The sequence below is a fragment of the Streptomyces sp. NBC_00876 genome (genome assembly GCF_045207435.1).
Lineage (GTDB): Bacteria > Actinomycetota > Actinomycetes > Streptomycetales > Streptomycetaceae > Streptomyces.
Window position 1 is genome coordinate 3,731,745 of sequence record NZ_CP108800.1, and the last position, 25,850, is coordinate 3,757,594.

The 25,850-nt window shown below is 70.3% G+C and carries 22 protein-coding genes; 3 read left to right on the top strand and 19 right to left on the bottom strand.

Going from position 1 to position 25,850, the window contains the following annotated elements; genetic code table 11:
• Nucleotides 1–124: 124 nt before the first annotated feature.
• The 11 genes from topA to OG782_RS16390 all read right to left on the bottom strand — a co-directional run bounded on the left by topA (nt 125) and on the right by OG782_RS16390 (nt 14,533).
• Nucleotides 125–3,007 (bottom strand): type I DNA topoisomerase, encoded by a 2,883-nt coding sequence (gene topA, locus OG782_RS16340; protein WP_406451599.1) that lies wholly within the window; start codon nt 3,005–3,007, stop codon nt 125–127.
• Nucleotides 3,008–3,319: 312 nt separating this feature from the next.
• Nucleotides 3,320–3,517, bottom strand: coding sequence for a hypothetical protein (locus tag OG782_RS16345; RefSeq protein WP_406451601.1), 198 nt, complete (start codon nt 3,515–3,517; stop codon nt 3,320–3,322).
• 227 nt (nt 3,518–3,744) lie between these two features.
• On the bottom strand, nt 3,745–4,656 hold the full coding sequence (locus OG782_RS16350) for an ABC transporter permease (protein ID WP_406451603.1): 912 nt from the start codon (nt 4,654–4,656) through the stop codon (nt 3,745–3,747).
• 136 nt (nt 4,657–4,792) lie between these two features.
• Nucleotides 4,793–5,584: an ABC transporter permease gene (locus OG782_RS16355; RefSeq protein ID WP_406451605.1), complete on the bottom strand. Its 792-nt coding sequence runs from the start codon at nt 5,582–5,584 to the stop codon at nt 4,793–4,795.
• A complete protein-coding gene (locus tag OG782_RS16360) occupies nt 5,581–6,690 on the bottom strand; it encodes an ABC transporter ATP-binding protein (RefSeq protein ID WP_406451607.1) in 1,110 nt (369 codons plus the stop codon). The genes OG782_RS16355 and OG782_RS16360 overlap by 4 nt, the downstream gene beginning before the upstream one ends.
• 112 nt (nt 6,691–6,802) lie before the next feature.
• The gene (locus OG782_RS16365; RefSeq protein WP_406451609.1) at nt 6,803–7,810 is read right to left on the bottom strand and encodes an ArsR/SmtB family transcription factor; all 1,008 of its coding nucleotides are present in this window, start codon (nt 7,808–7,810) and stop codon (nt 6,803–6,805) included.
• The gene (locus tag OG782_RS16370) at nt 7,807–9,342 is read right to left on the bottom strand and encodes a methyltransferase (protein WP_406451611.1); all 1,536 of its coding nucleotides are present in this window, start codon (nt 9,340–9,342) and stop codon (nt 7,807–7,809) included. The genes OG782_RS16365 and OG782_RS16370 overlap by 4 nt, the downstream gene beginning before the upstream one ends.
• A gap of 223 nt (nt 9,343–9,565) precedes the next feature.
• A complete protein-coding gene (locus tag OG782_RS16375) occupies nt 9,566–10,192 on the bottom strand; it encodes a small secreted protein (protein WP_406451613.1) in 627 nt (208 codons plus the stop codon).
• Nucleotides 10,193–10,480: 288 nt separating this feature from the next.
• Nucleotides 10,481–12,916 (bottom strand): sodium-translocating pyrophosphatase, encoded by a 2,436-nt coding sequence (locus OG782_RS16380; RefSeq protein WP_406451615.1) that lies wholly within the window; start codon nt 12,914–12,916, stop codon nt 10,481–10,483.
• A 284-nt stretch (nt 12,917–13,200) separates the two neighbouring features.
• On the bottom strand, nt 13,201–13,677 hold the full coding sequence (locus OG782_RS16385; RefSeq protein ID WP_406451617.1) for an ATP-binding protein: 477 nt from the start codon (nt 13,675–13,677) through the stop codon (nt 13,201–13,203).
• Nucleotides 13,678–14,179: 502 nt separating this feature from the next.
• Nucleotides 14,180–14,533: an STAS domain-containing protein gene (locus tag OG782_RS16390; RefSeq protein WP_003967428.1), complete on the bottom strand. Its 354-nt coding sequence runs from the start codon at nt 14,531–14,533 to the stop codon at nt 14,180–14,182.
• Nucleotides 14,534–14,611: 78 nt separating this feature from the next.
• On the opposite strand from OG782_RS16390, the gene OG782_RS16395 reads away from it, so the two are divergent.
• The gene (locus tag OG782_RS16395; RefSeq protein WP_406451619.1) at nt 14,612–17,122 is read left to right on the top strand and encodes a DEAD/DEAH box helicase; all 2,511 of its coding nucleotides are present in this window, start codon (nt 14,612–14,614) and stop codon (nt 17,120–17,122) included.
• On the opposite strand, the gene OG782_RS16400 is transcribed toward OG782_RS16395, so the two are convergent.
• From OG782_RS16400 to ssd, 7 genes are all read right to left on the bottom strand, one after another.
• Nucleotides 17,031–17,477 (bottom strand): Rv3654c family TadE-like protein, encoded by a 447-nt coding sequence (locus tag OG782_RS16400; RefSeq protein WP_406459105.1) that lies wholly within the window; start codon nt 17,475–17,477, stop codon nt 17,031–17,033. The genes OG782_RS16395 and OG782_RS16400 overlap by 92 nt on opposite strands.
• Entirely contained in the window at nt 17,477–17,806 is a 330-nt protein-coding gene (locus tag OG782_RS16405) for a TadE family type IV pilus minor pilin (protein WP_406451621.1), read from the bottom strand. Before OG782_RS16405 ends, OG782_RS16400 begins: the two co-directional genes overlap by 1 nt.
• Before the next feature lie 88 nt (nt 17,807–17,894).
• Nucleotides 17,895–18,101, bottom strand: a complete 207-nt coding sequence (locus OG782_RS16410) for a DUF4244 domain-containing protein (RefSeq protein ID WP_406459107.1) — start codon at nt 18,099–18,101, stop codon at nt 17,895–17,897.
• Between the two features lie 59 nt (nt 18,102–18,160).
• Nucleotides 18,161–18,997 carry a type II secretion system F family protein gene (locus tag OG782_RS16415; protein WP_406451623.1) on the bottom strand — a complete coding sequence of 279 codons (837 nt, stop codon included), beginning with the start codon at nt 18,995–18,997 and terminating at the stop codon, nt 18,161–18,163.
• Complete coding sequence (locus tag OG782_RS16420; protein WP_406451625.1) at nt 18,994–19,860, bottom strand: type II secretion system F family protein; 867 nt, start codon at nt 19,858–19,860, stop codon at nt 18,994–18,996. Before OG782_RS16420 ends, OG782_RS16415 begins: the two co-directional genes overlap by 4 nt.
• A complete protein-coding gene (locus OG782_RS16425; protein WP_406451627.1) occupies nt 19,857–21,005 on the bottom strand; it encodes a TadA family conjugal transfer-associated ATPase in 1,149 nt (382 codons plus the stop codon). The genes OG782_RS16420 and OG782_RS16425 overlap by 4 nt, the downstream gene beginning before the upstream one ends.
• On the bottom strand, nt 21,002–22,129 hold the full coding sequence (ssd, locus tag OG782_RS16430; protein ID WP_406451629.1) for a septum site-determining protein Ssd: 1,128 nt from the start codon (nt 22,127–22,129) through the stop codon (nt 21,002–21,004). The genes OG782_RS16425 and ssd overlap by 4 nt, the downstream gene beginning before the upstream one ends.
• Nucleotides 22,130–22,629: 500 nt before the next feature.
• Between ssd and OG782_RS16435 the strand changes: the two genes are divergently transcribed.
• Nucleotides 22,630–23,469, top strand: a complete 840-nt coding sequence (locus tag OG782_RS16435; protein ID WP_406451631.1) for an HAD family hydrolase — start codon at nt 22,630–22,632, stop codon at nt 23,467–23,469.
• Nucleotides 23,470–23,925: 456 nt separating this feature from the next.
• Here OG782_RS16435 and OG782_RS16440 read toward each other — a convergent pair whose 3' ends face one another.
• On the bottom strand, nt 23,926–24,750 hold the full coding sequence (locus tag OG782_RS16440) for an oxidoreductase (protein WP_406451633.1): 825 nt from the start codon (nt 24,748–24,750) through the stop codon (nt 23,926–23,928).
• Nucleotides 24,751–24,852: 102 nt separating this feature from the next.
• On the opposite strand from OG782_RS16440, the gene OG782_RS16445 reads away from it, so the two are divergent.
• Nucleotides 24,853–25,848 carry an ATP-binding protein gene (locus tag OG782_RS16445; protein ID WP_406451635.1) on the top strand — a complete coding sequence of 332 codons (996 nt, stop codon included), beginning with the start codon at nt 24,853–24,855 and terminating at the stop codon, nt 25,846–25,848.
• Nucleotides 25,849–25,850: the final 2 nt, after the last annotated feature.

Sequence of the window (25,850 nt, forward strand, 5' to 3'; positions counted from 1 at the left end):
CCCTCCCAACCGCCCCACCGCCCCACCGCCCCACCGTCCCGGGAACGGAAACGCAGCAACGCCGGAGGGGCTGGACACTCGTCCAGCCCCTCCGGCGTTCAGGAGCCCAGGGGCTCCGGGAAGGTCAGTCCTCCGCAGAAGCCGAGGAAGAAGCCGAGGAAGAAGCCGTCTTCTTCGCCGCAGTAGTCGTCTTCTTCGCCGCAGTCGTCTTCTTCGCCGCGGTCTTCTTGGCGGCCGTAGCAGTCTTCTTCGCCGCGGTCGCCTTCTTGGCCGGCGCCTTCTTTGCAGGAGCCTTCTTCGCCGGGGCCTTCTTCGCCGTCTTCTTCTTGGCGGGCCCCTTGGCCCGCTTCTCGGCGAGCAGCTCGTAGCCGCGCTCCGGCGTGATGTCCTCGACGCTGTCGTCGGTCCGCAGCGTCGCGTTCGTCTCACCGTCGGTGACGTACGCGCCGAAGCGCCCGTCCTTGACGACGACCGGAGCACCGCTCACCGGGTCCGTGCCCAGCTCCTTCAGCGGCGGCTTGGCGGCGGCGCGGCCGCGTTGCTTCGGCTGGGCGTAGATCGCCAGCGCCTCGTCGAGCGTGATGTCGAAGAGCTGGTCCTCGGAGGTGAGCGACCTCGAGTCCGTGCCCTTCTTCAGGTACGGGCCGTAGCGGCCGTTCTGCGCGGTGATCTCGACACCTTCGGCGTCCTCGCCGACGACACGCGGCAGCGACATCAGCTTCAGCGCGTCGGCCAGCGTCACCGTGTCGAGCGACATCGACTTGAACAACGAGGCCGTCCGCGGCTTCACCGCGTTCTTGCCGGTCTTCGGGGTGCCCTCGGGCAGCACCTCGGTGACGTACGGGCCGTAGCGCCCGTCCTTGGCGATGATCTGGTTCCCGCTCACCGGGTCCGCACCGAGTTCGAAGTCGCCGCTCGGCTTGGCCAGCAGCTCCTCCGCGTACTCGACGGACAGCTCGTCGGGTGCCAGCTCCTCGGGGACGTCCGCGCGCTGGTGGCCCTCGGAGTCCTTCTCGCCGCGCTCGATGTACGGGCCGTAGCGGCCGACGCGGAGCTTGATGTCGTTGCCGACGGGGAACGAGGAGATCTCCCGGGCGTCGATCGCGCCGAGGTCGGTGACGAGCTCCTTGAGCCCGCCGAGGTGGTCGCCGTCGCCGTTGCCCGCGTCGGAGGCCTTTCCGGCACCGGCCGTGTCGTCGCCGTCCTGCGCACCGAAGTAGAAGCGCTTCAGCCACGGCACGGACTGGGCCTCACCGCGGGCGATGCGGTCGAGGTCGTCCTCCATGCGGGCCGTGAAGTCGTAGTCCACGAGCCGGCCGAAGTGCTTCTCCAGCAGGTTGACCACGGCGAACGAGAGGAACGACGGTACGAGCGCCGTGCCCTTCTTGAAGACATAGCCGCGGTCGAGAATCGTCCCGATGATCGAGGCGTACGTCGACGGGCGGCCGATCTCGCGCTCTTCGAGCTCCTTGACCAGCGAGGCCTCGGTGTAGCGGGCCGGCGGCTTGGTCGCGTGGCCGTCGACGGTGATCTCGTCGGCGGACAGCGCGTCGCCCTCGGCGACCTGCGGCAACCGGCGCTCACGGTCGTCGAGCTCGGCGTTCGGGTCGTCGGCGCCTTCGACGTACGCCTTCATGAAGCCGTGGAAGGTGATCGTCTTGCCGGAGGCGGAGAACTCGGCGTCCCGGCCGTCGCTCGCCCGGCCGCCGATCTTGACGGTGACGGAGTTGCCGACCGCGTCCTTCATCTGGGAGGCGACGGTCCGCTTCCAGATCAGCTCGTAGAGCCGGAACTGGTCGCCGGTGAGGCCGGTCTCGGCCGGGGTGCGGAAGCGGTCGCCGGAGGGGCGGATCGCCTCGTGCGCCTCCTGCGCGTTCTTGACCTTGCCGGCGTACGTGCGGGGCTTGTCCGGCAGGTAGTTCGCCCCGTACAACTGCGTGACCTGGGCCCGGGCCGCGGTGATCGCGGTGTCCGAGAGGGTCGTGGAGTCGGTACGCATGTAGGTGATGAAGCCGTTCTCGTACAGCTTCTGCGCGACCTGCATGGTGGCCTTGGCCCCGAAGCCCAGCTTCCGGCTCGCCTCCTGCTGGAGGGTCGTGGTGCGGAAGGGGGCGTACGGGGAACGGCGGTACGGCTTCGACTCGACGGACCGCACGGCGAACGTGGAGTCGGCGAGCGCGGCGGCCAGGGCGCGGGCGTTCGTCTCGTCCAGGTGCAGTGTCTGGGCGGAGCCGGCCTTGAGCTGCCCGTCGGGACCGAAGTCACGGCCCTGTGCGATGCGGCGCCCGTCGACCGCGCTGAGGCGGGCGGTGAGCGTCGAGGGGTCGGAGGCGTCACCGGAGCGCCCGGTGGCGAAGGTGCCGGTCAGATCCCAGTACTCGGCGGACCGGAAGGCGATGCGCTCGCGCTCCCGTTCGACGACGAGGCGGGTGGCGACGGACTGGACACGGCCCGCGGAGAGCCGCGGCATGACCTTCTTCCACAGGACCGGCGAGACCTCGTAGCCGTAGAGGCGGTCGAGGATACGACGGGTCTCCTGGGCGTCGACCATGCGCTGGTTGAGCTCGCGCGGGTTGGCGACGGCGGCCCGGATCGCGTCCTTGGTGATCTCGTGGAAGACCATCCGGTGGACCGGGACCTTAGGCTTGAGCACTTCCTGCAGGTGCCACGCGATGGCTTCGCCCTCGCGGTCCTCATCGGTGGCGAGGAAGAGTTCGTCGGACTCGGCCAGCAGCTGCTTGAGCTTCCTGACCTGGGCCTTCTTGTCGGCATTGACGACATAGATCGGCTGGAAGTCATTGTCGACGTCGACGCCGAGACGGCGTACCTCGCCGGTGTACTCGTCGGGCACCTCGGCGGCGCCGTTCGGCAGGTCGCGGATGTGCCCGACGCTCGCCTCGACGACGTATCCGGGGCCGAGATAGCCCTTGATCGTCTTCGCCTTGGCAGGCGACTCGACGATGACGAGTCGGCGGCCGCCCTGTGCGGTCTCGCTGGTCGGGGACAACTTCGCTCTTCTCTCCGGTCGACGCTCGATGGGCATCCGGGCAGCGCGATGGCGCTGCCGACAGTGCTGTCGCTGCGGAGTGTGACGGTACAACCCGCCCCCGTGTCAAACGGCAAAAGCCCGCAACGGCCACTCGAACGGTAACCCGACTTCCGCCATTCCTGCCGCCCGGCCCGCTCGGTCCGTCCTGTGCACGGCCGCTGCCTGCGGGTTTCGGCGGCGCCGTGGCTGCTCTGCGGGTGCCGGGGGCGAGGGGCGGGCGGTCCGGGCGTGTTCCCGGTCCGGGCCGGGCGGGCCGGGGCCCGAGCGGGTTCAGACGCGGGTGAGGCACCACACCCCGAGAACGAGAAAAAGTACGCCGAACACAGTGGCGAGTGCGGTGGAGACAACGGGGCTCACCCCGTGCGCCACCGGCGCACGGTGCAGCACGCGCGCCCCCGTCCACAGCAGCAATGCGGCGCCGAACAGCGCGAACGCCGTTCCGGCGAAGACAGCAGGTCCGCTCTCCATACCCGTACGCCTCCCAGTCCCGCCGGTGCGGCCCGGCACGGTTGCCGGCGCGGTGCCGCTCGGATTCGTGGGGAGACTCCCACCGCGGAACGTCGCAGACGCGAACTCCGGGTGAACAGCCGAGCCGCGGTGGACACGTCACCGCGGCCGCACGGCCGGCCATGGCCGAATTCACATCACGTCAATCACCCCACGTCATTCGCCTCACGCCCCTCACATCACGCCCCTCACATCACGTCGAGCGTCGCGCGCCGCCTGCTGCCCCGTTCGAACACCGCCAGCAGCACCAGGGCGAGCAGCACGTATCCCGCCCCTGTCACGAGTTCGGCGGCGATGCCCCGGCCGTCGAGACCCGCTCCGGCGGACAACTCACGTGCGGCCTCGGCCGCGTGGGTCATCGGCAGGACGTCACCGACGGCGCGCATCCACCCCGGCAGGTTCTCCCGAGGCACGTTCGCGCCGGTCAGGAGCAGGAGTACGGAACTGGCCACGTTCGAGACGAGGAACACATCACGGAACCGCAGTCCCAGCGCCCCCAGCGCCAGACCGAAGGCCGAGCATCCCGCCGCAGCCGCGAGCAGTACCGCCGCCAGTCCGGGAAGCGCCCCAACCGGAATCCGGAGCCCGAGCAGAAGGCAAGCCGCGGAGAGTGTGAAGACGCTGATGACAAGGCCGTTCAGTACATACGGCAGAGCGCGGCCGAACCAGAGCGGAGCCCGGTTCCGGGGGCTCAGCAGCACCGCGCCGAGCGTTCCGTAGCGGCGTTCGTTGGCAACGGCCATCGTGCCGCCGTACACGCACGCGGTCGACGCGGAGACGACGGCGTTGCCGAGCAGATAGAAGTGGTCGTCGGCGACCTGGAGCTGTCGTCCGAGGAAGACGAAGAACAGCAGTTGCAGCAGTGGCCCGACCAGCAGGGTGCCGATGAACATGGGCGGCGTCGTCCAGTTGAACAGTGCGCGGTAGGACAGCGCGCCACCGATCACGACGAGCCGCAGCGCGGAAACGATCCTCCGGCGAAGGCCGGGGGTGGGGCCGAGGGCCACGATTACGGAGTCCGGGTCCGGGTTCGGGTCCGGGTCCGGGTCCGGTTCGGTGACGGCCGGGGACGGTGCCGGTGTGCGGGCATGGGCAGGCATGGCGGGGCGACTCCTGATGTCGGACAGGGGAGCTTCAGCCGTGGAGGCTCCGGGTGAGGGGCCTTCAGGCCGGGGGAGAGGAGGCCTCGGACAAGGAAGGAGGAGGCCCCTCGGGGCCGAGGAGGCGGATGAGGCCTCAGGCCAGGGAGAGCGTGGCGGCGGCCCGCGCGCGCTGTTCGACGCGCCCCAGGACCAGGACGGCGACCAGCGCGTACAGCATGCCGAGGCCAAGGGCCACGGCCATGGGCACCAGGACCTCGCCGGCTCCCGCACCACCCGACGTGGCCGCGTGCACGGCGCGCGAACCCCAGGTGGTGGGCAGCGCCCAGGAGACGGGCCGCGTCCAGTCCGGCAGCACGGTGACGGGCACGAGCATCCCGGACAGCAGCCACACGGGAGCGTCCAGCGGGTTGGCGAGCGCGTTGGCGTTGCGCAGCAGCACGAACGTGGCGGCGAGCAGCAGTCCCATCATCCCGAGCGACAGGACGCATACGGGTACGGCGGCCAGGAAGAGCAACGGGTGGGTGAAGTCGAGCGGCACATCGAACAGCACCGCGCCCCAGATCACCGTCGCCCCCATCGCGTACGTGCCGATGACGGCGGTGGCCAGGGTGATCGGCAGCAGCACGAGGGACAGAGGTGTGGGCGAGGCGACCAGCGTCTCCAACGTGCCGAGCCAGCGCTGGTTCTGCACCGCTCCGCCCGATCCGAAGAGCACGGACGACCAGATGCCCATCAGCCCCGCCCCGACGGCGGCCGTGAGCAGCGCGTCGGGGTTGTCGGCGGCACGGAAGAGATAGACGGCCAGGGTCGCGTACACCAGGGGCACGAGAACGGCGAAGGTGATTTCGAGCGGTGAACGGCTCATGTACGAGACATGGGTACGCACTCCGACGACGGTCAGGCGCAGGGCCCTTGCGGGGGTCATGCCGCGCTCCCATCGGTGGGGCGGCCGGCCCCAACAGGCCGACCGGGCCCGGTGACCGCCTCCCGCACCACGTCCGAATCCGCGCCGGTCTCCACTTCCCCGCCGCTCTCCGCCTCCTCGCTGCTCTCCGCCTCCGCCTCCGCCTCCTCGACGATCGCGATGTAGGCGTCCTCCAGCGTGGGTTCGCGCGTGAGGACGCGTCCGACCCTGACGCCGTCGAGCGCGGCCAGTACCTGTGCGTGCAGCTCCGCTCCCCGCTCGGTCTGCACGATGACGGCCTGTCGGCTGCCCCGGTCCTCCGCGGCCACCCCGCACACACCCGCCACCTCCCGGATGCGGTCGAGGTGCTCCTCGCCCGCCCCGTACGCCTCGATCTCCAGAATGCCGCGCTCCTGCACCCGGGACTTGAGCCGGTCCGGTGTGCCCAGGGCCCTGATCGTGCCGCCGGCGATGACCGCGATGCGGTCGCAGAGTTCATCGGCCTCGGCCATGTAGTGGGTGGTCAGCAGCACGGTGGTGCCGCCGGCCCGCAGATCGGCGACGGTTCGGCGCAGATCCCGGGCCGCCACCGGGTCCACGCCGATGGAGGGTTCGTCGAGGAACAGGACGTCGGGCCGGTGGAGCAGGCCGCGCGCGATGTGCAGCCGCTGCCGCATCCCTCGCGAGTACCCCTCGACGCGTTCCTTCTCCCGCCCGGCGAGGCCGACCAGGTCGAGCAGTTCGGCTATCCGCCGTTTCTGCTCGCGCGGCTCGACGGCGTACAGCTCGGCGAAGTAGCGCAGATTGTCGAGGGCGGAGAGACGGTCGTACAGGCCCCGGTCACCGCCGAACACGTAACCGATCCTGCGGCGTACGGATACGGGGTCGGACGCCACGTCGTGGCCCAGCACCCGGGCGGTGCCGGAGGTCGGCAGCAGCAGGGTGTTGAGCATCTTGATGGTGGTGGTCTTGCCCGCGCCGTTGGGACCGAGGAGTCCGAAGAGCTCGCCGCGCGCCACTTCGAAGGTGACCCCCCGCACGGCCTGGGTCTCGGTGCGGCGCGGACGCAGAAAGCCGGTCCGGCTGGTGTAGGTGCGGCGCAGGTTCTTCGCCTCGATCGCAAGCATGGCGGGGACGCTAGGCCCGCCCCCACCGCACCCGCCATCTATTCGGGGGCCGCCGAATCGTCCCGGACCGCGTCCCGGCCCCCTTCCCCCGTGCCCGGCCCGGCGGTCCGGTTCAGGAGACCGCGCGCAGTACGTCCTCCCCGGACAGCAGGGCCAGCAGGGCCCGGCCGGTGTCGGTGAGCTGGTAGTACACGCTGCGGCCGATCCGGTGCCGGGTGACGACGTCCGCGGCGGCGAGGACCGACAGATGCTCCGACACCGTGCTCGGCGCGAGCCCCAGCCGGTCGGCTATGCCGGCCGTGGTCAGCGGCCCGCCGAGCTGCCGCAGCACCGACGCGCGGCCCCGCCCGAACAGAAGGCCGAGCCGGTCGCCGCTGTCCGGCTGCTCCGGGGAACGTTCGCGCAGGGCGCCCGCGCCCCGGGCCTGGAAGGAGACGGCCAGGACGTCCGGGTCGTCGGTGGAGTAGAGCCGGCAGCCCTCGGCGAAGACGAGCGGTACGAGCAGAAGCCGCCGTTCGCCCGCCCGGTACTCCGCGTCGATGTGCTTGGTGAGTTCAAGGACGGGAGGTGTCCACTTGGCGCGGCTCTCCAGGCCGGTGAACAGTGCGTCGATGCCTTCGGTCGCGAAGGTCCTGGCGCGGATGAGGACTTCGTCCTCGACGACCCGGCGCATGGTGGGCCAGTGCGCCGCCATCGCACCGTCCCAGTAGGCCGCATAGGCATCGGCCAGCGATGCGCAGGCCGCCTCGGGGTCCGTCAGATACGGGCGTATGCGGGGGTGGTCCTCGAGCCCCGCATAGTGCGCGGCCACCCCGGCCCGTACGACGTCGGCCGGCGTGGCCCGGACCGCGTCGAGCTCCGCCTCGACCGAGGTGGCCCCGACCGGCCGCGGCAGCAGGAAGTCCGGAAAACTCGGCGGGCCGTCGATCAGCAGCCGCAGCGCATGCGTCCGGTCGTCGTCCCGCAGCACCTCGCGGGCACGCACCACCCACTCCTCGTAGGGCCGGGACGGGACGCGGTGCGGCATCGTGAGATGCAGGCTGCAGAAGGCGTCCCACAGCGGACTGATGGCGATGCGCGTCGCGCCGAGGGTCGCCTCGTCCAGCTCGATACGGATCATCCGGCCGCCCGCCCGGCCGGGGGCACCGGCTCCAGGAAGCCCTCTTCGACCAGCACCCGGATGGCCTGCGGGGTACGGTCGCGCAGCAGCACCGGGTCCTCGTTCATCAACTGGGCGATGGCATCCAGGATCCGGCCGGCCGGCAGCGATCCGTCGCACACGCCCGCGAACCCGGCGCTCACCGCGTCGACCTTCGTCGCCCGTCGCATCCCACGGTTCTGACGCAGCACCACATGCTCGGGGTCCTCCGCCCCCGGCAGCCCGACCTGCTCCTGCACGACCTCGGCGGCCAGGGTGAAGTGGCCGGCCAGGAGCGCGGCGTCGTCCTGCTCCCGCAGATAGTCCTGGCGGGCGAAGTGCTCCTCGACAGCGGGTCCGAGCGGCTGCTCCACCGCATGCGGCCACTCCTCGATCACGACCGAGGGTTCACCGGCCGCGGCCGCGGCGGACTTCCGCAGCGTGATCCAGCCGAAGCCGACTCCCCTGGTCCCCCGGGCCTCGAACTCGTCCAGCCAGGCGTCGTACCGCGCCGCGTACTGTGCAGGGTCCGTACGGTGGTCCCCGCTGTCGCGCAGCCACAGCTCCGCGTACTGAGTGACGTCCTGCACCTCTCGCTGCACGATCCAGGCGTCGCAGCCGTACGGCACCCAGGACCGCAGCCTGTCCTGCCACTCCTCGCCCTCGGTGTGCTGCCAGTTGGCCAGGAAGTGGGCGTATCCGCCCTCGTTCAGCCGGTCGCCGGTCTGCTGCACCAGGGTCCGGCACAGGTCGTCGCCGGCCATGCCGCCGTCGCGGTAGGTGAGCCGGGCGCCGGGCGAGATGACGAAGGGGGGATTGGAGACGATCAGGTCGTACGTCTCCGTGGCCACGGGCTCGTACAGGGAGCCCTCGCGCAGATCGGCCGGGGCGGCGCCGGACAGGGCGAGGGTGAGCCGGGTGAAGTCGAGGGCGCGCGGGTTGAGATCGGTGGCCGTGACCCGGGTGGCGTGCTGCGAGGCGTGCAGTGCCTGGATGCCCGAGCCCGTACCGACGTCCAGGGCGGAGCCGACGGGCCTGCGCACGGTGATCCCGGCAAGGGTGGTGGAGGCCCCGCCGATACCGAGGACGACGCCCTCCTCGTGCGAACCGATGCCGCCCGCGCCGCCCACCGCGCACCCCAGGTCGGAGACGATGAACCAGTCCTGGTCCTCCGGCCCGCTGTACGGGCGCACGTCGACGGTCGCCCGTACCTCGCCGTCCGCCTCGGTCAGCCAGCCGTCCGCCAGGCACTCCGCCAGCGGCAGCACTGCGGCCGCCCGCGCGGACGGGACCGCGCGCTGGAGCAGGAAGAGGCGCACCAGCGTGTCGAGCGGCGCGTCACCCCGGGTGGCACGCAGCGCCGGTACCGTCTCGCTCCGGGCAAGCGCGGCGTAGGCGGGTGCGCCGAGCAGGTCGAGGAGCCCGTCGGCTGTGAAGGCGGCGGCGAGCAGGGCTTCGCGGAGCCGGGTCGCGTGGTCTGCTGCGGGAAGGCTGGTCTTACTCACGTGACCCATTGTGACGGCTCCCACTGACAACTCCGGCAGCCCGCGCCTCCCACCGCGAGCGCGGGACCCACGACAAGGCCGGGCAGCCCGGCCCTCCCACCGGGGTACGGGACCGATGAAAACGGCAGCGGCCCGGCGTCCCACCAGGGGCGCCGGGCCGTTCGTACGCCCGCCGGTCCGCGGTCGTACGGCTGCGCGTCCGGGTCTGCCGCCGGGGCCGGAGGCGGCCCGGTTACGACTTCTTGCTGGGCGAGGCGGACGCCTCCTTCGAGGGCGACGCCTCCTTCGAGGAGGTGGCCGAAGGCGGCGCCGAGGCGGTCGGCTTCTGGCAGCCCTTCTGCTTGGCCATCGCGGTACCGACCTCGCCCGACTGAAGCTTCTTCAGCGCCTCGTCGCCATTGGTGCTGATCTTGTTCAGTTCGTCCGCGATGCCCTTGAGGCCGTCGGCGAACTTCGCCTGGTCCTTCGTGTCGAGGTCATCGACCTTCTTCTGCAGATCCGCGTAGGCCACGGAGGAGGCGTTGAGCTCCTTCACGGCCTCCTTCTGCGTCGTCTCGCCGTCGTCGACCGGCGGCGGACCCGCGGAGTCGACCGCTGCACCCAGCGCCTTGTACGCCTGCGAAATCTGCTGGAAGGCGGCCGAGTCGGTCTCCTGGACATCGGCGGGCTTGCTGTTGTCGGCGGTCTGCTGCTGGATGGAGGCGTTGGCGTTCGCGATCTTCTGCAGCTGGGGCTGGACCTGGTCGCAGACCGTCTTGGCCCAGTCGTTCACCTTGTCGTCGCTGTCGTCGCTGCAGCCCGACAGCGTCAGTACCAGTACCGCACCGCCGGACAGTGCGGCTGCAAGCTTCTTGTTCACCGGATTGGTCCCTTCCAAGGCTCTCGGCCCCGGAACTTACACGCCGAGCGCACTCCATCCGGGTGCCCGGCGTCCGATGGGTGACCTTTTGCAGCCATTTGCACCAAGGGAAATGAGGGAGATACAACTCACCCACACGGCCCCCGAGTACGGGAACGCCTGCGCGAACCACCACTCGTACGAACAGAGCTAACGGGCGGACGCAGCATCAGGATGCTGCGACCGCCCGCTCTCTGAGGATCTGACGACGGCTCGCCTAGCAGGCGTGCGCTCCTGCCGGGCCTCGGCTCACCGAGCGGCTGCCGGGTCGGCCGGCCTGGCGGAATCGCCTCCGTCCCCGCCGTCCGGGTCGCCCTCGTCCCCCACGGCGATCCCGCGCCGCTTGGAGACGTAGACCGCACCGACGATGACCGCGATGGCGAGCGCCGCCACCACGGCGCGCACCCCGGCGCTCGCGTCCTCGCCATAGCTGAACTGCACCACCGCGGGCGCGATGAGCAGGGCCACCAGGTTCATCACCTTGAGCAGGGGGTTGATCGCCGGCCCGGCCGTGTCCTTGAAGGGGTCGCCGACCGTGTCACCGATAACGGTCGCGGCATGGGCGTCGCTGCCCTTGCCGCCGTAGTGGCCGTCCTCGACGAGCTTCTTGGCGTTGTCCCACGCGCCGCCGGAGTTGGCGAGGAAGACAGCCATCAGCGTCCCGGTGCCGATGGCCCCCGCCAGATACGAGCCGAGGGCCCCGACGCCGAAGGTGAAACCGACCGCGATCGGCGCCAGTACCGCCAGCAGACCAGGCGTGGCCAGCTCGCGCAGCGCGTCCTTGGTGCAGATGTCGACGACGCGCCCGTACTCCGGCTTCTCGGTGTAGTCCATGATCCCGGGATGCTCACGGAACTGCCGCCGCACCTCGTAGACCACGGCGCCCGCGGACCGGGACACCGCGTTGATGGCCAGTCCGGAGAAGAGGAAGACGACCGCGGCACCGAGGATCAGACCCACCAGGTTGTTGGGCTGCGAGATGTCCAGACTCAGCCCCATCTCCCCGGCCGAGGCGCCGACGTCGTCGACCGCGGTGGCGATCGCGTCGCGGTAGGAGCCGAAGAGCGCCGCTGCCGCCAGGACCGCGGTGGCGATGGCGATGCCCTTGGTGATGGCCTTGGTGGTGTTGCCGACGGCGTCCAGGTCGGTCAGGACCTGCGCCCCGGCGCCGGTGACGTCACCGGACATCTCGGCGATGCCCTGCGCGTTGTCGGACACCGGGCCGAAGGTGTCCATGGCGACGATGACACCGACGGTGGTCAGCAGACCGGTGCCGGCCAGCGCCACCGCGAACAGTGCCAGCATGATCGACGTACCGCCGAGCAGGAACGCCCCGTAGACGCCGAGCCCGATCAGCAGCGCGGTGTAGACGGCGGACTCGAGCCCGATGGAGATGCCGGCGAGCACCACGGTGGCCGGCCCGGTCAGTGAGGACTTCCCGATGTCCCTCACAGGGCGCCGGCTGGTCTCGGTGAAGTAGCCGGTCAGCTGCTGGATCAGGGCTGCCAGCACGATGCCGATGGCGACGGCCACAAGGGCGAAGACCCGCGGGTCACCGCCGTGCGAGGTGATGGCCGTGTCGGTGACACCGTCAAGGCCGGCGTACGAGGACGGCAGATAGACGAAGACCGCCACAGCCACCAGAACGAGCGAGATCACCGCGGAGATGAAGAATCCGCGGTTGATGGCGGTCATCCCGCTGCGGTCGGAGCGCCGCGGAGCGACGGCGAAGATGCCGATCATCGCGGTGACCACGCCGATCGCCGGCACGATCAGGGGAAAGGCCAGCCCCGAATCGCCGAACGCGGCCTTGCCGAGGATGAGCGCGGCGACCAGCGTCACGGCGTACGACTCGAAGAGGTCGGCGGCCATGCCCGCGCAGTCCCCGACGTTGTCGCCCACGTTGTCGGCGATGGTGGCGGCGTTGCGCGGGTCGTCCTCCGGGATGCCCTGTTCCACCTTGCCGACCAGGTCGGCGCCGACATCGGCTGCCTTGGTGAAGATACCGCCGCCGACCCTCATGAACATCGCGATCAGCGCCGCACCGAGCCCGAACCCCTCCAGCACCTTGGGCGCGTCGGCCGCGTAGACGAGGACCACGCAGGACGCGCCCAGGAGCCCCAGGCCCACAGTGATCATGCCGACCACGCCGCCCGTACGGAATGCGATCTTCATCGCTTTGTGCGAAACGGCGGTGAGATCCTTTTCCGGTTCACCTTCTGCCGGAGTCGCCTCACGCGCGGCGGCAGCCACCCGGACATTGCTCCGTACGGCAAGCCTCATCCCGATGTATCCGGTGGCCGCCGAAAACAGCGCACCCACCAGGAAGAACAGCGAACGGCCCGCGCGTTGCGACCAGTTGTCGGCCGGTAGCAGAAGAAGCAGGAAGAAGACCACGACGGCGAAAACGCCGACCGTGCGCAACTGCCGGGCCAGATAGGCGTTCGCGCCTTCCTGGACGGCTGCCGCGATCTCCTTCATGCGCTCGGTGCCCTCGCCGGCTGCCAGCACCTGACGTACCAGGAGCTGTGCGACGAGCAGCGCGGCGACGGCGACGACCGCGATGACGATCACGATCAAGCGGTTTTCGTCGGTGAGTACCGCGGCTGCGAGAGTGGTGGGTGGGTCGGAAAGTGCGGAAAGCTGCGTCAGTTCTGCCAGTGGTGTGGTGCCGAATCCCGCCATACGTCCTCCTTGACGCTCAGCGCTCAAGACGTGGACGGATTGTAGGGAGCGGAACACGATCAAAACAGTGCGCGGTAAATGTAATTGGCCTTCATCCACCGAACGACAATTGATCGCGTTCTCCGCCTGGACCGAATGCAGTAATGGGGCAGATGCATTGCCCGTAGATCACCGATCAAGCGCAAATGAAAAAAGGCCCTGCTCAGCAGGGCCTCGGAAAACGATTCGGGTACGACCGCCGGCACCGTCGATGCGGACGGGCACGGCCCCGCGACGCGCTCCGCTCAGGGAAGCACGGGCACCGGCGTCTTGGGCCAGCTCATCCGGATCACTCCACCGTCCGCGCCGGATCTGACTTCCACGTCGTCGACCAGGCCGCTGATGACCGCGAGCCCCATCTCGTCCTCACCGTCGCCGTCGGCGTCCGGTTCCGGCTCGTCCGGTCCCACGCCGTGCGCACCGGCGTGGCGTCCGGGGATGCCACCGGGTACCGACCCGTCGGCGCCGGGGCCGGGCACCTCGTCGCCGACCTCGATGGAGAAGGCCTTCTCCTCCTCGATCAGCACGACCGTGACGGGCGCCGTGATGCCGTGGCTGCGGTGCAGACCGACAGCGCGGCTGCAGGCCTCGCCCACGGCAAGTCTGACCTCGTCGAGCACGGCCTCGTCCACCCCGGCCCGGCGCGCCACGGCTGCCGCCACGAGGCGGGCCGTTCTGACGTGTTCGGGCTGGGCGCTGAAGCGGAGTTCAACGGTGGCCATGCGATCCCCCTCGAACGTACGTATGTGCACTCCAGGAGCGGACCCTGTGGTCCGGTGCCCCTGAAATCTGTCTCCGAAGCCGTCGAACCGGTCGGCCCGCACCACCTGTCCGACACCCACCGGACACCGGCCCGACGGGCAATATCCGGACACCATTCGGCAGCGGCCGAACGGCCTGACGACTGACGGCCGAACGGCCTGACGGCTGACGGCTGACGGCTGACGGCTGACGGCTGACGGCTGACGGCTGACGGCTGACGGCTGACGGCTGACGGCTGACGGCTGACGGCTGACGGCTGATCCGATCACGTGAGCGACCGGCCGGCAAATGAATCAGCCGATGACCGCCAAACGGGTGACAGCCGACTGCCGAACGCCGGCCACCGGGATCACCGGCCACCGATGAACGGCCACCGTCACCCCCGCAGTCTTCCTCCGAAGCCGCCGGCGCACCGACCGCCGCTGAACCGGCTACAGGAGCCTTCCAGCGGCGGGCCGCACGTCAGTCGGTTGCCGCAACGGCCTCATCGACCGTGGTGTGAATCGGGAACACCTTGGTCAGACCGGTGATCCGGAAAATCTTGAGAATGCGCTCCTGGTTGCACACCAGGCGCAGCGAGCCCTCATGGGCCCGAACGCGCTTCAAGCCGCCCACGAGCACGCCGAGGCCGGTGGAGTCGAGGAAATCGACACCTTCCATGTCGACAACCAGGTGGTAGCTGCCGTCATTCACCAACTCGACCAACTGCTCGCGCAGCTTGGGCGCGGTATACACATCAATCTCGCCACCGACCTCGACGACCGTACGGTCGCCACCAGGGCCGGACACATTGCGAGTCGACAAGGACAGGTCCACGGATCCTCCAGCACCTTGCTATCGAGCGGTCGCCCCTCGGTCTCCCCGACGGAGCCAGGGGACGGATCGCCAGCCGCGATGGCATTCAATCACTTACCGGCAGCCATGCACGACGCCTTGGGACCATTGTCCGTCTCGCCAGTGACACACTCGGTGTCGATGGCCAAGAATCACCGCCCCAGCCGACCCCCCGAGAGCGGGGGCTCCCACCCCTCTCCCGACGTGGTTCTCGACCGGCTCGCCGCAGGGGCGGGCCGGTCCGCGCGCATCACTCATACGGAGCACTTGCCCCCGCGCGCGGGAACCCATGCCATCTGGCCCGATCGCATCCGTCCGGAAGTGATCGCAGCCATCCAGAAGGCCGGAATCGACCACCCCTGGGCCCACCAGGCAGCCGCCGCGGAACACGCGTTGGACGGCGAATCGGTCGTGATCGCCACCGGAACGGCCTCGGGCAAGTCGCTGGCCTACCTCGCGCCGGTCCTCAGCGCCCTCCTGGACGGCTCAGAAGCCCCTAACGGCCGCGGTGCGACCGCTCTCTACCTGGCCCCCACCAAGGCCCTGGCAGCCGACCAGAGACGGTCGGTGAAAGAGCTCGCGGCTCCACTGGGCAACGGGATCCGGCCTGCCGTCTACGACGGCGACACCCCTGTCGAGGAACGGGAGTGGGTACGCCAGTACGCCAACTACGTCCTCACCAATCCCGACATGCTGCACCGCGGGATACTCCCGTCCCACCCCCGCTGGTCCTCCTTCCTTCGTGCCCTGCGCTACGTCGTCATCGACGAGTGCCACACCTACCGGGGCGTCTTCGGCTCCCACGTCGCCCAGGTGGTACGCCGGCTCCGCCGCCTGTGTGCCCGGTACGGCGCCGATCCGGTCTTCCTCCTCGCCTCCGCCACGTCGGCGGAGCCATCGGTCGCGGCAGGGCGTCTCACCGGTCTCCCGGTCACGGAGGTCGCCGACGACGCCTCCCCGCGGGGCGAACTGGTCTTCGCCCTGTGGGAGCCGCCCCTGACCGAGCTGCACGGCGAGAAGGGCGCCCCGGTGCGCCGCACCGCCACGGCCGAAACCGCCGACCTCCTCACCGACCTCACCGTCCAGGGCGTCCGGTCGGTCGCCTTCGTACGCTCCCGGCGCGGCGCCGAGCTCATCTCGGTCATCGCCAAGGAACGCCTCGCCGAAGTCGACCGCTCCCTGCCCGCGCGTGTCGCCGCCTACCGCGGGGGATATCTCCCCGAGGAACGCCGGGCCCTGGAACGCGCACTGCACTCCGGCCAGTTGCTCGGGCTGGCTGCCACGACCGCGCTCGAACTCGGCATCGACGTCTCCGGGCTGGACGCTGTCGTCATAGCGGGCTACCCGGGCACGAGGGCGTCGCTGTGGCAGCAGGCCGGCCGTGCGGGGCGGTCCGGCCAGGGCGCCCTGGCCATCCTGGTGGCCCGTGACGACCCGCTGGACACCTTCCTCGTCCACCATCCCGAGGCACTCTTCCAGCAGCCCGTGGAGTCGACCGTCCTCGACCCGGACAACCCGTACGTCCTGGCCCCCCATCTGTGCGCCGCTGCTGCGGAGCTGCCGCTGACCGAATCCGACCTCGAACTCTTCGGTCCCGCAGTGGCCGAACTGCTGCCACAGCTGGAAACCGCGAAGCTCCTGCGCAAACGGCCGTCCGGGTGGCACTGGACCCGGCGCGAGCGGGCCGCCGACCTCACCGACATCCGGGGCGAGGGCGGCCGCCCCGTCCAGATCGTCGAGGAGGGCACCGGCAGACTGCTGGGCACCATCGATGAGTCCGCCGCGCACACCGCCGTTCACGAGGGAGCCGTCCACCTCCACCAGGGCCGCACCTACCTGGTCCGGAAACTGGACCTGGAGGACTCCGTGGCGCTGGTCGAGGAGGCGAATCCGCCGTACTCGACGACGGCGCGCGACACCACGGCCATCACCGTCCTGGAGACCGACACCCAGATCCCATGGGGTGACGGAAGGCTCTGTTACGGCTCCGTCGAAGTCACCAACCAGGTCGTCTCCTTCCTCCGTCGCAAACTGATCACCGGCGAGGTACTCGGTGAGACCAAGCTGGACCTGCCGCCCCGCACCCTGCGTACCCGTGCCGTCTGGTGGACGGTCACCCAGGACCAGCTCGACAACGCGCGCATCAATCCGGAGATCCTGGGCGGCGCGCTGCATGCCGCCGAGCACGCTTCGATCGGAATGCTGCCGCTCTTCGCCACCTGCGACCGCTGGGACATCGGCGGTGTGTCCGTACCGCTGCATCCGGACACCTTGCTGCCCACCGTCTTCGTGTACGACGGCCATCCGGGTGGTGCCGGCTTCGCCGAACGCGCGTTCCACACCGCGCACGGCTGGCTGACCGCAACGCGCCAGGCCATCGCATCCTGCGAGTGCGAGGCGGGCTGCCCGTCCTGTATCCAGTCCCCCAAGTGCGGCAACGGCAATGAACCCCTGCACAAGCGGGGCGCCGTCCGCCTGCTCACGGAACTCCTCCGGTCTGCGGACGTCCCCGGGGCCCCAACGGACCGGCAGGCGGGGGAGCCGCCTCCGCAGGGCCCGCCCGGGACCTGACCTCCGGCGCATACGGCCCGACGCGCACTCTCGCCGTCACATCGGCCACCTCTCCCTCCACGGCGCACCGCACGACCTCCGCTCCCTGCGCCCCGGCCACCTCCTGGGCCGACCGGCAGGCCGCCGCCACGCCCTCCAGCGCCCGGTCTGCCGCTGCCAGGGCCGCCAGGTCGGCCGCGCCCCCGGCCCGGTGCCGGGCCACCACCACCTGCCCGAGGGCCAGAACGACGGCGAACACGGTGCACAGCGTCGCCGTGGTGACCGCAGCCCACACGGTCGCCAGCCCCCGGTCCTGCCGACAGCGGCTGCGCGGCCCTCCCGGCAGCCGGGCCACCGGGCGCGGACCGGACCGCATCACGGTGTCGCCCCCGCCATGTCCTCGGCCGCCGCCGCTGCCTCCGCGCTCAGCGTGACGGCGAGCGGGCCGGAACCGGGCGCCGGCGCCACCACCCTGACCCGCCACAGCGTCCCGGACCGCGCCAACTCGACCCTGGCCCTGTCCGGCGCCGCGGAGAGTGCGGCCTCTTTCACCTGCGCCTCCGGTTCGGAGCGGGCTGCCGCCCGGGCACCGGCCCGGGCCGCGTCCACACACCGGATCTGGGCCGAGGCGGCCATCAGCGCCCACACCAGAGCGAGGGCGAAGACCGCCATCACCGGAATCGCCAGCGCGGCCTCCGCCGTCACAGCGCCCCGGTCGCCCCACCCTGCGACCGCACCCGCCTCTTCCCGTCCTCGCCTTGTCCCGGATCCCGTCAACACAGTGGTGCCGCCGTCAGAATTTCGCATCGAGTGCGCCCTTCAGCAGCGATTGCAACTGCGCCATGACCGGTGCGCTGGTGACCACCTTGTAGAGCACCGCGGCAAACGCGCATGCAGCAATCGTCCCCACGGCGTATTCGGACGTCGTCATTCCGGTGTCCGCCCGGATCTTGCGTGCCACGCCTCGCATCCAGGTCATGATTTTCTGCATCATTCCCATACCCCCACGAAATCCATTTTCCATGTCGAAATCATCTTCAGTAGCGTCTTTTCGGCTGATCAGGAGTGCAGCAATCCCTTCGCCAGCCCGATCACCACAGGCGCCACCCCGATCACCAGGAATGCGGGAAGGAAGCAGAGGCCAACGGGCGCAGTGATCAAAACGCCTGCCCGCTGGGCCCGAGCCACCGCCGCGCTCGCCCGCTCGGCCCTCATGCCTTCGGCGAGGCGGGAGACCGGCTCCGCTGCGGGAGCGCCGGTCGAGCCGGCCCGGTCCAGGCAGCGGGCCAGAGCTGCAGCACCCGGTATCTCCCCGAACCTCCCCCAGGCGACGGCGGGATCGCCACCGAGCCGGATCTCCGCCGCCGTGCGTGAAAGCTGTTCGCCGACCGGCCCGCCCAGCGACTCACCCACCGCCTCGGCCGCCTCCCTCGGACCTGCGCCGGCGGAGATGCAGGCCGCCAGCAGATCGGCTGCCAGCGGAAGCTGGCGGGCGGACTCCGCCGCCCCGGACGCCTGCGCGGCAGCGGCTCGCCGGGCCCGCCCCGGCCGAGCCCGTTGCCACCGCCAGGTGCCGTACGCCGCCGCCAGACCGGCCACCCACCCCGCCGGGCCGCCCACCAGAATCCAGCCGGTCAGCACAGCGCCCAGCACCGCCGCCCCCTGCCTGGCCCCGGCAACGGACACCGGCATCCCGATCCGCAGCAGGCGCATGCCCGCCGGACCCCGACCACCTGCGGAGGCTGCCGGAGTCACAGCAAGGAGCATCAGGCCCCGGCGCCGCACACGACGCCCCGTCCTGCGCCGCGCCAGCGAGAGGACCAGCTGGGAAAGCACACCCAGCACCGCCCCTGCCACCCCCGCTGTGCGGGCGACTTCACCGACCAGGGCCGTCATCCCGCTTCTCCGGCCCGGACGATCCGGGCGGCCCAGACAAGGCCGGTCGCCTCCAGCAATCCACCTAGCGCCAGACAGACCAACCCAGCCGGACTGTGGAGCAACACCCTCAGCGGATCCGCCCCCAGCGCTGCCCCCAGCCCCATGCCGAGCACCGGAAGCAAGGCCAGCACCGCGACCGTCGACCATGCTCCGGCCAGCTGTGCCCGCAACTCCTCCCGCCGACGCCGCTCGGCCCGTAGCGCGACCTCCAGCCGGTCCAGACCGGCCGCAAGCCCTGCCCCGCCGTCCACCGCCACCCGCCAGCAAGCAGCCACTCCGGCCAGCCCGTCCAGTCCCGGCAGGCACGCCGCCTGTCCCAGCGCTCCCGGAACATCGCCCCCGAACCTCGCGGCGGCCGATACCCCGGGCCCGGCCGCACCCAGCACCCCCGTACCGCGAACGGCGACGAGCAGCGCCTGCCCCGGCTCGTGCCCGGCCCTCAGCTCACCCACCAGCGCACCGCACAGGTCCACCACCCCGTCGGCCCGACGCTCCCGGTCCTTGCGCAGCCGCCTTCCCCGCAGCCACCGCCTCACCACGGGCACCGCGACGGCCCCCGCGATCACCGGCAGCACGGACCCGCCGAGAACGGCAAGGACCAGGGCCACCGGCAGGCACAACCACTCCTGCCGGTCCCTCAGACACTGCTGGAACCGGCTCCGGCGGCTCGCCCAGCGCTCCCGTAACGGCGACTCGGCGACTCCGTCCGCGAGCAGCACCCGCGCTCTCCGCAGCCCCTGCCCCTGTCCCGCCAACAGCAGGCAGGCTGCCGCCCCCGCACACAGCGCCGCGCCGTACACCGCCTCCGGCGCCCCGGTCACAGCCCGCCTCCGACAAGCGACCGCAACCGCTCCCAGCCCCGCTCCCGTTCGAATCCCTCCGCGCCCCAGCGCAGCGCCGGTACGGTGACCACGAGCCCCGCCTCATCCCGCTCCAGCACGTGGACCTCCGCGATCCGACGTCGCCCTGTCCGGTCCCGTACGAGATGAACCACCACCGACAGAGCCGCTGCCAACTGGCTGTGCAGCGCCGTCCGGTCCAGCCCGGCCGCGGTCCCAAGGGCCTCCAGCCGGGCCGGGACATGCTCGGCCGCGTTGGCATGAACCGTCCCGCAACCACCTTCATGGCCAGTGTTCAGAGCGGCCAGCAGTTCGGTGACCTCGGCACCCCGCACCTCCCCGACCACCAGCCTGTCGGGGCGCATGCGCAGGGCCTGTCGCACCAGGTCCCTGAGCGTCACCCGCCCGGCACCCTCCTGATTCGCAGGGCGCGATTCGAGCCGCACCACGTGCGGATGGTCCGGCCGGAGCTCGGCCGAGTCCTCGGCGAGCACAATCCGCTCGCGGTTCCCCACCGCCCCCAGCAGGCTCGAAAGGAGCGTTGTCTTTCCCGCGCCGGTCCCGCCGCTGATGAGGTAGGAGACCCGGGCCTCCACCAACGCCCTCAGCAACCGGTCGCCACCTGGCGGAACGGTCCCCGCCTCGACCAGCTCCCCCAGCGAGAAGGCCCTTGGCCTGACCACCCGCAGCGACAGGCACGTCGATCCGACCGACACCGGGGGCAGCACGGCATGCATGCGGGTCCCGTCCGGAAGCCTCGCGTCCACCCAGGGCCTGGCGTCGTCGAGCCGCCGGCCCGCCACGGCCGCGAGCCGCTGCGCAAGCCTGCGGACCGCGGCCGCGTCGGCGAAGGTCACCTCAGTGAGTTCGAGGCCGCCGCCACGGTCCACCCACACCCGGTCGGGGGCCGACACCAGGACGTCGGTGACCGCAGGATCGGCGAGGAGTGGTTCCAGCACGCCGGTCCCGATCAACTCACCACGCAACTCGTCCGCCGTCCCCAGCACTTCGGCATCGCCGAGCAGCCGTCCCTGCGCCCGCAGCGCGGCCGCGACACCGGCCGGGGTCGGCGCGGCGCCGCTCTGTGCCAGCCGCTGCCTCACTGCGTCGAGCAGGGCCTCGGTCATGACACACCTCCGGCAGCGGGCCTGCCGACGCCCTCGCCGGCGAGGGCCCGGTCCCAGAATTCGGAGCAGAACCTGGCAAGCGGCCCGCGGGCACTGCCGCCAGGGGGAGCCCCCGCGTCCAGCTCGGCCGACAGCCCCGCCTCCACGGGTAGCTCACCGGCCAGCGGAAGCCCCATGGCGTGAGCCACCCATTGCTCGTCGAGTCCGGATGCGTACGGCCCACGCGCTACGACACGCAGGTCGTCGAGAACCATCCCGGCCATCGACGCCACCCGTTTCGCCGCCGCGACAGCCCGCAGCTCCCCGGGGACCACCACCAGGCCGAGATCCAGCTGCGCCAGAGCTTCGGCCGCTGCCTCGTCCACCCGGCGCGGCAGATCGACCACCACCACCCCGCCGAGCCTGCGCGCGGCGGCCAGAACCGCCCGCATCGCCTGGGGCGGGATGACCACCCAGTCGTCGCGGCCCCAGCTGAGCACCCGCAGGCCGTGCAATGCGGGCAGCGACTCCTCCAGGGCACCGCCACCGACTCGCCCTTTGGAATGGGCGAAATCAGGCCACCTCATTCCTTGCGCCCGTTCGCCGCCGAGCAGTACATCGATGCCGCCGCCCAGCGGATCGCCGTCGATCAGCATGGTCCGTCGCCCGATCCTCGCCGCGGTCACCGCCAGAGCACAGGCGAGAGTGGAAGCACCGGCACCACCCCGGCCGCCGATCACCCCGACGGTGAGAGCGGGCCGGCCGACGCCTTCTGCCGCGTTGGCAATCTGATCGACGAGCCAGTTCTCCGAATCGGGCAGCCGCAGCACGTACTCGGCCCCGATCTCCACGGCACGGCGCCAGACATCGGGGGCGTCCTGGTCCCGCCCCACGAGCATCACGCCCCGCCTGCGTGCTGCCCCGCGGCACCGCACCGCCGCATCGTCGCCGACGAGAACCATGGGGGCCTGCTCCCAGCCTCCCCTGCGGTCGGGCAGCGTGTGATGAACCTCGGGCTCCGCCCCGGCGGCCGCGCACAGCCTCAGCAGATCGTCGAGCAGTTCCACGTCCTCGGTCACGATCAACGGTCCGCCCCGTCGCGCCTCGACGGCCGGCAGACGATCCCGTGCGCTGGATTCAGCCACGCTCTCGACCCCCTTCTTCACTCACCTTCACCGCCGTTCGCGGCGATCTCGGACTGTTCCGAGAACGGTGATTCCGGACCCGCGGACTTCACGGGTGGAATCACGGTGCAGTGCTTCGGGGAATCGTGTGGATCTTGCTCAAAAACGGTGGACAACTCCACCGTTGTGAATAACTTCGTAGCTCACACCGGTGACATCCGGAGAGCACCCCTTCCATTACGCACCGTGACGAAGCATGCTGGTGCACATCGAGGGAAAAACTGGGCCGTCGCGGCCGGGAGGGTGAAGAAGTGCTTGATTCCGAGCGGCAGAACCACGTCCGGACATGCGACGACCCCCGCCGGGGGGGAGAGCGGGGGTCGTCCCCACGGCCGACTCGGGGGGGGGAGGAGTCGGACCGGGTTAGCACGGTCGCGAACGATCCGTGACTTCCATGGTGTACCCGAGGCCCTTCTCAGGCAAACCCACGCGCCGGGGTTTACGCCGAATGGTGGGCCCCTATGCTCTGCCTTGTGGAAAACCGCTTCTTGCCGCGCACGGCAGCCTTCTTCGACCTGGACAAGACGGTCATTGCGAAGTCTTCGACGCTGACCTTCAGCAAGTCCTTCTACCAAGGCGGACTGATCAACCGCCGCGCCGTACTGCGCACCGCGTACGCACAGTTCGTGTTCCTTGCCGGGGGCGCGGATCACGACCAGATGGAGCGGATGCGCGAATACCTCTCAGCGCTCTGCAAGGGCTGGAACGTGCAGCAGGTGAAGGAAATCGTCGCCGAGACCCTGCACGATCTGATCGACCCGATCATCTATGACGAAGCGGCGACGCTCATCGAGGAACATCACACCGCCGGACGCGATGTGGTGATCGTCTCGACCTCGGGCGCCGAGGTCGTCGAACCGATCGGCGAGCTGCTCGGCGCCGACCGCGTCGTCGCCACCCGCATGGTCGTAGGCGACGACGGCTGCTTCACCGGCGAGGTGGAGTATTACGCGTACGGGCCGACGAAGGCCGAGGCCATCAGAGCGCTCGCCGTGTCGGAGGGCTACGACCTGGCCCGCTGCTACGCGTACAGCGACTCCGCGACCGATGTGCCGATGCTGGAGTCCGTCGGCCACCCGCACGCGGTCAATCCCGACCGCGCGCTGCGCCGCGAGGCGACTCTCCGGGAATGGCCGATTCTCGTCTTCGACCGCCCCGTCCGGCTCAAGCAGCGGGTGCCCGCACTCTCACTGCCGCCACGTCCGGCGCTCATGGCCGCGGCTGCTGTGGGCGCAGCCGCCCTCACTGCGGGCCTCGTCTGGTACACCGCCCGGCGCCGAGCCGCCCCGGTTTCCGCGTGACCCGGGCCCATGGACCGGCTCCGCACCATCCGATCGCCCCGCACGACCTGATTGAACCGACTCGTCCGTAATTGAACCTAAAAGTAAAGAAGTGCGGCCTCCACTACCGCTCGCCCGTCCCGGGGAGTACAAAGGACTCAACGGCCCGCGAGACCAAGGACATCCGTGAGGATGACCTGTAACGCAGAGACGGCCCCACGGACCGCGCATGAAAACCGGGCACCCACGCGACGTCGACCCGTCGATTACGGGCCAGCCGCACCAGGAACGGGCTAAGCATCCGACCTGATGGGCATATATCGAGGACGCTTGGTAACTGGGTGGACATGCCAGCGGCGGTACCGAGGACGGTACCGCCGCAACCCATTTCGCCGGGGCGGCCGGGAGCCGGCGGGAATGCCGCTCGGCCCACGGGAATGCCGCTCGGCCCACGGGAACGCCCCTCGTTCCGCCGCGCTACGCCGCGCCGCGCTGGAGAGCCTCGCACACCGCTGTCGATTCCCTGACCCCCAGCTCCGCCGCACGCCCGCAGTGGGCGATCCAGAGCGCCATACCCTCCGGCGTTCCCGACGCATAGCCCTCGAAGGCCGCGACATAGGCCGCCCACCCCTGCTCGGCATGGCCCACCTCGGCCGGGCAGATCGACTTGGGGTCCAGCCCGCTCCCGATCAGCACGATGCGCTCAGCGGTACGTGCCACCAGGCCGTTGTACGAGCCGAAGGGGCGAAGAGCGAGCAGTTCGCCGTGCACGACCGCAGCCGTCACCAGAGCGGGCGCCTCACTCCCCGAAAGAATGAGCCCGCTGAGGCCTTCAAGCCGCCCGGCGACCTCGTCGGCATCCGGCAGCGGCGCTTCGATCAGAGGCTCGTCCACCGGCTCACCCGCCAGCCGGGGCCTCCCCACAGCGTCTTCGGGTGCGGCGCCGCCGGCCGCCACGAGATGCAGGCGCGCCAGGACTCGCAGCGGCGACTGCCGCCAGATGGAAAGCAGTTGGCCCGCCTCCGCGGTCAACCGCAAGGCCGCCCCGATCACATGCGCCTCGCCGTCACCACTGAAGTCGGTACGCCTGCGCACCTCCTCCAGATTCCAGTCGGCGCCGGAGAGAGCGGCGGATCCGCGGGCACCCCGCAGGGCCGCCTCCGCAGTGACCTCGTTACTGCGGCGCCGCATGACTCGATGACCGTAGACGCGGTCGACGGCCTTGCGCACGGAGTCCACCGCATCGGTCACCCCCGGCAGAGCGCCCAGAGCGGCAAGCGGGTCAGAGGAAGTCGTACTCATAAGTAGCGAGGCTACGCGCCCGACGCACAGGCGCTAGGTCCGAGTGGCCTTCTTCACGAAGTTCAACAGCGCAACGCGATCGCTCGACTACCCTAGGTGAACATGAAGATCGCTTTTGTAGGGAAGGGCGGCAGCGGCAAGACCACGCTGTCCTCGCTCTTCATCCGCCACCTTGCCGCCAATGAGGCCCACGTCGTCGCGGTGGACGCCGACATCAACCAGCACCTCGGGGCCGCCCTCGGCCTCGACGAGGAGGAGTCCGCTGCGCTGCCTGCCATGGGAGCGCAGCTGCCCCTGATCAAGGAGTATCTGCGCGGCAGCAACCCGCGCATCGCCTCCGCCGAGACAATGATCAAGACAACGCCGCCGGGCGAGGGATCACGGCTGCTGCGCGTATGCGAGGACAACCCGGTCTACGACGCCTGTGCTCGCACGGTCCGGCTCGACGACGGGGACATCCGGCTGATGGCCACCGGGCCGTTCACCGAGTCGGATCTGGGAGTGGCGTGCTACCACTCCAAGGTTGGCGCAGTCGAACTCTGCCTGAACCACCTCGTCGACGGCCCCGAGGAGTATGTCGTGGTCGACATGACCGCCGGCTCGGACTCGTTCGCCTCCGGGATGTTCACCCGTTTCGACATGACCTTTCTCATTGCCGAGCCGACCCGCAAGGGAGTCTCGGTCTACCGCCAGTACAAGGAGTACGCGCGGGACTTCGGGGTCGAGCTGAAGGTCGTCGGAAACAAGGTGCAGGGCGAGGACGACCTGGAGTTCCTGCGCGACGAGGTCGGCGACGACCTGCTGGTATCCGTCGGCCACTCCGACTGGGTGCGGGCCATGGAGAAGGGCCGCCCCGCCCGTTTCGAGCTGCTCGAGGCGGACAACAGAATGGCCCTGCAGTCCCTGCAGAACGCCGCGGAGGACTCGTACGCCCGGCGCGACTGGGATCGGTACACGCGGCAGATGGTCCATTTCCACCTGAAGAACGCGGAGAGCTGGGGCAACGAGAAGACCGGGGCCGATCTGGCCGCCCAGGTCGACCCCGCTTTCGTGCTGGACGAGCGGCTCGTCCACGCCGAGGCCGTACAGCCGGCCTGACC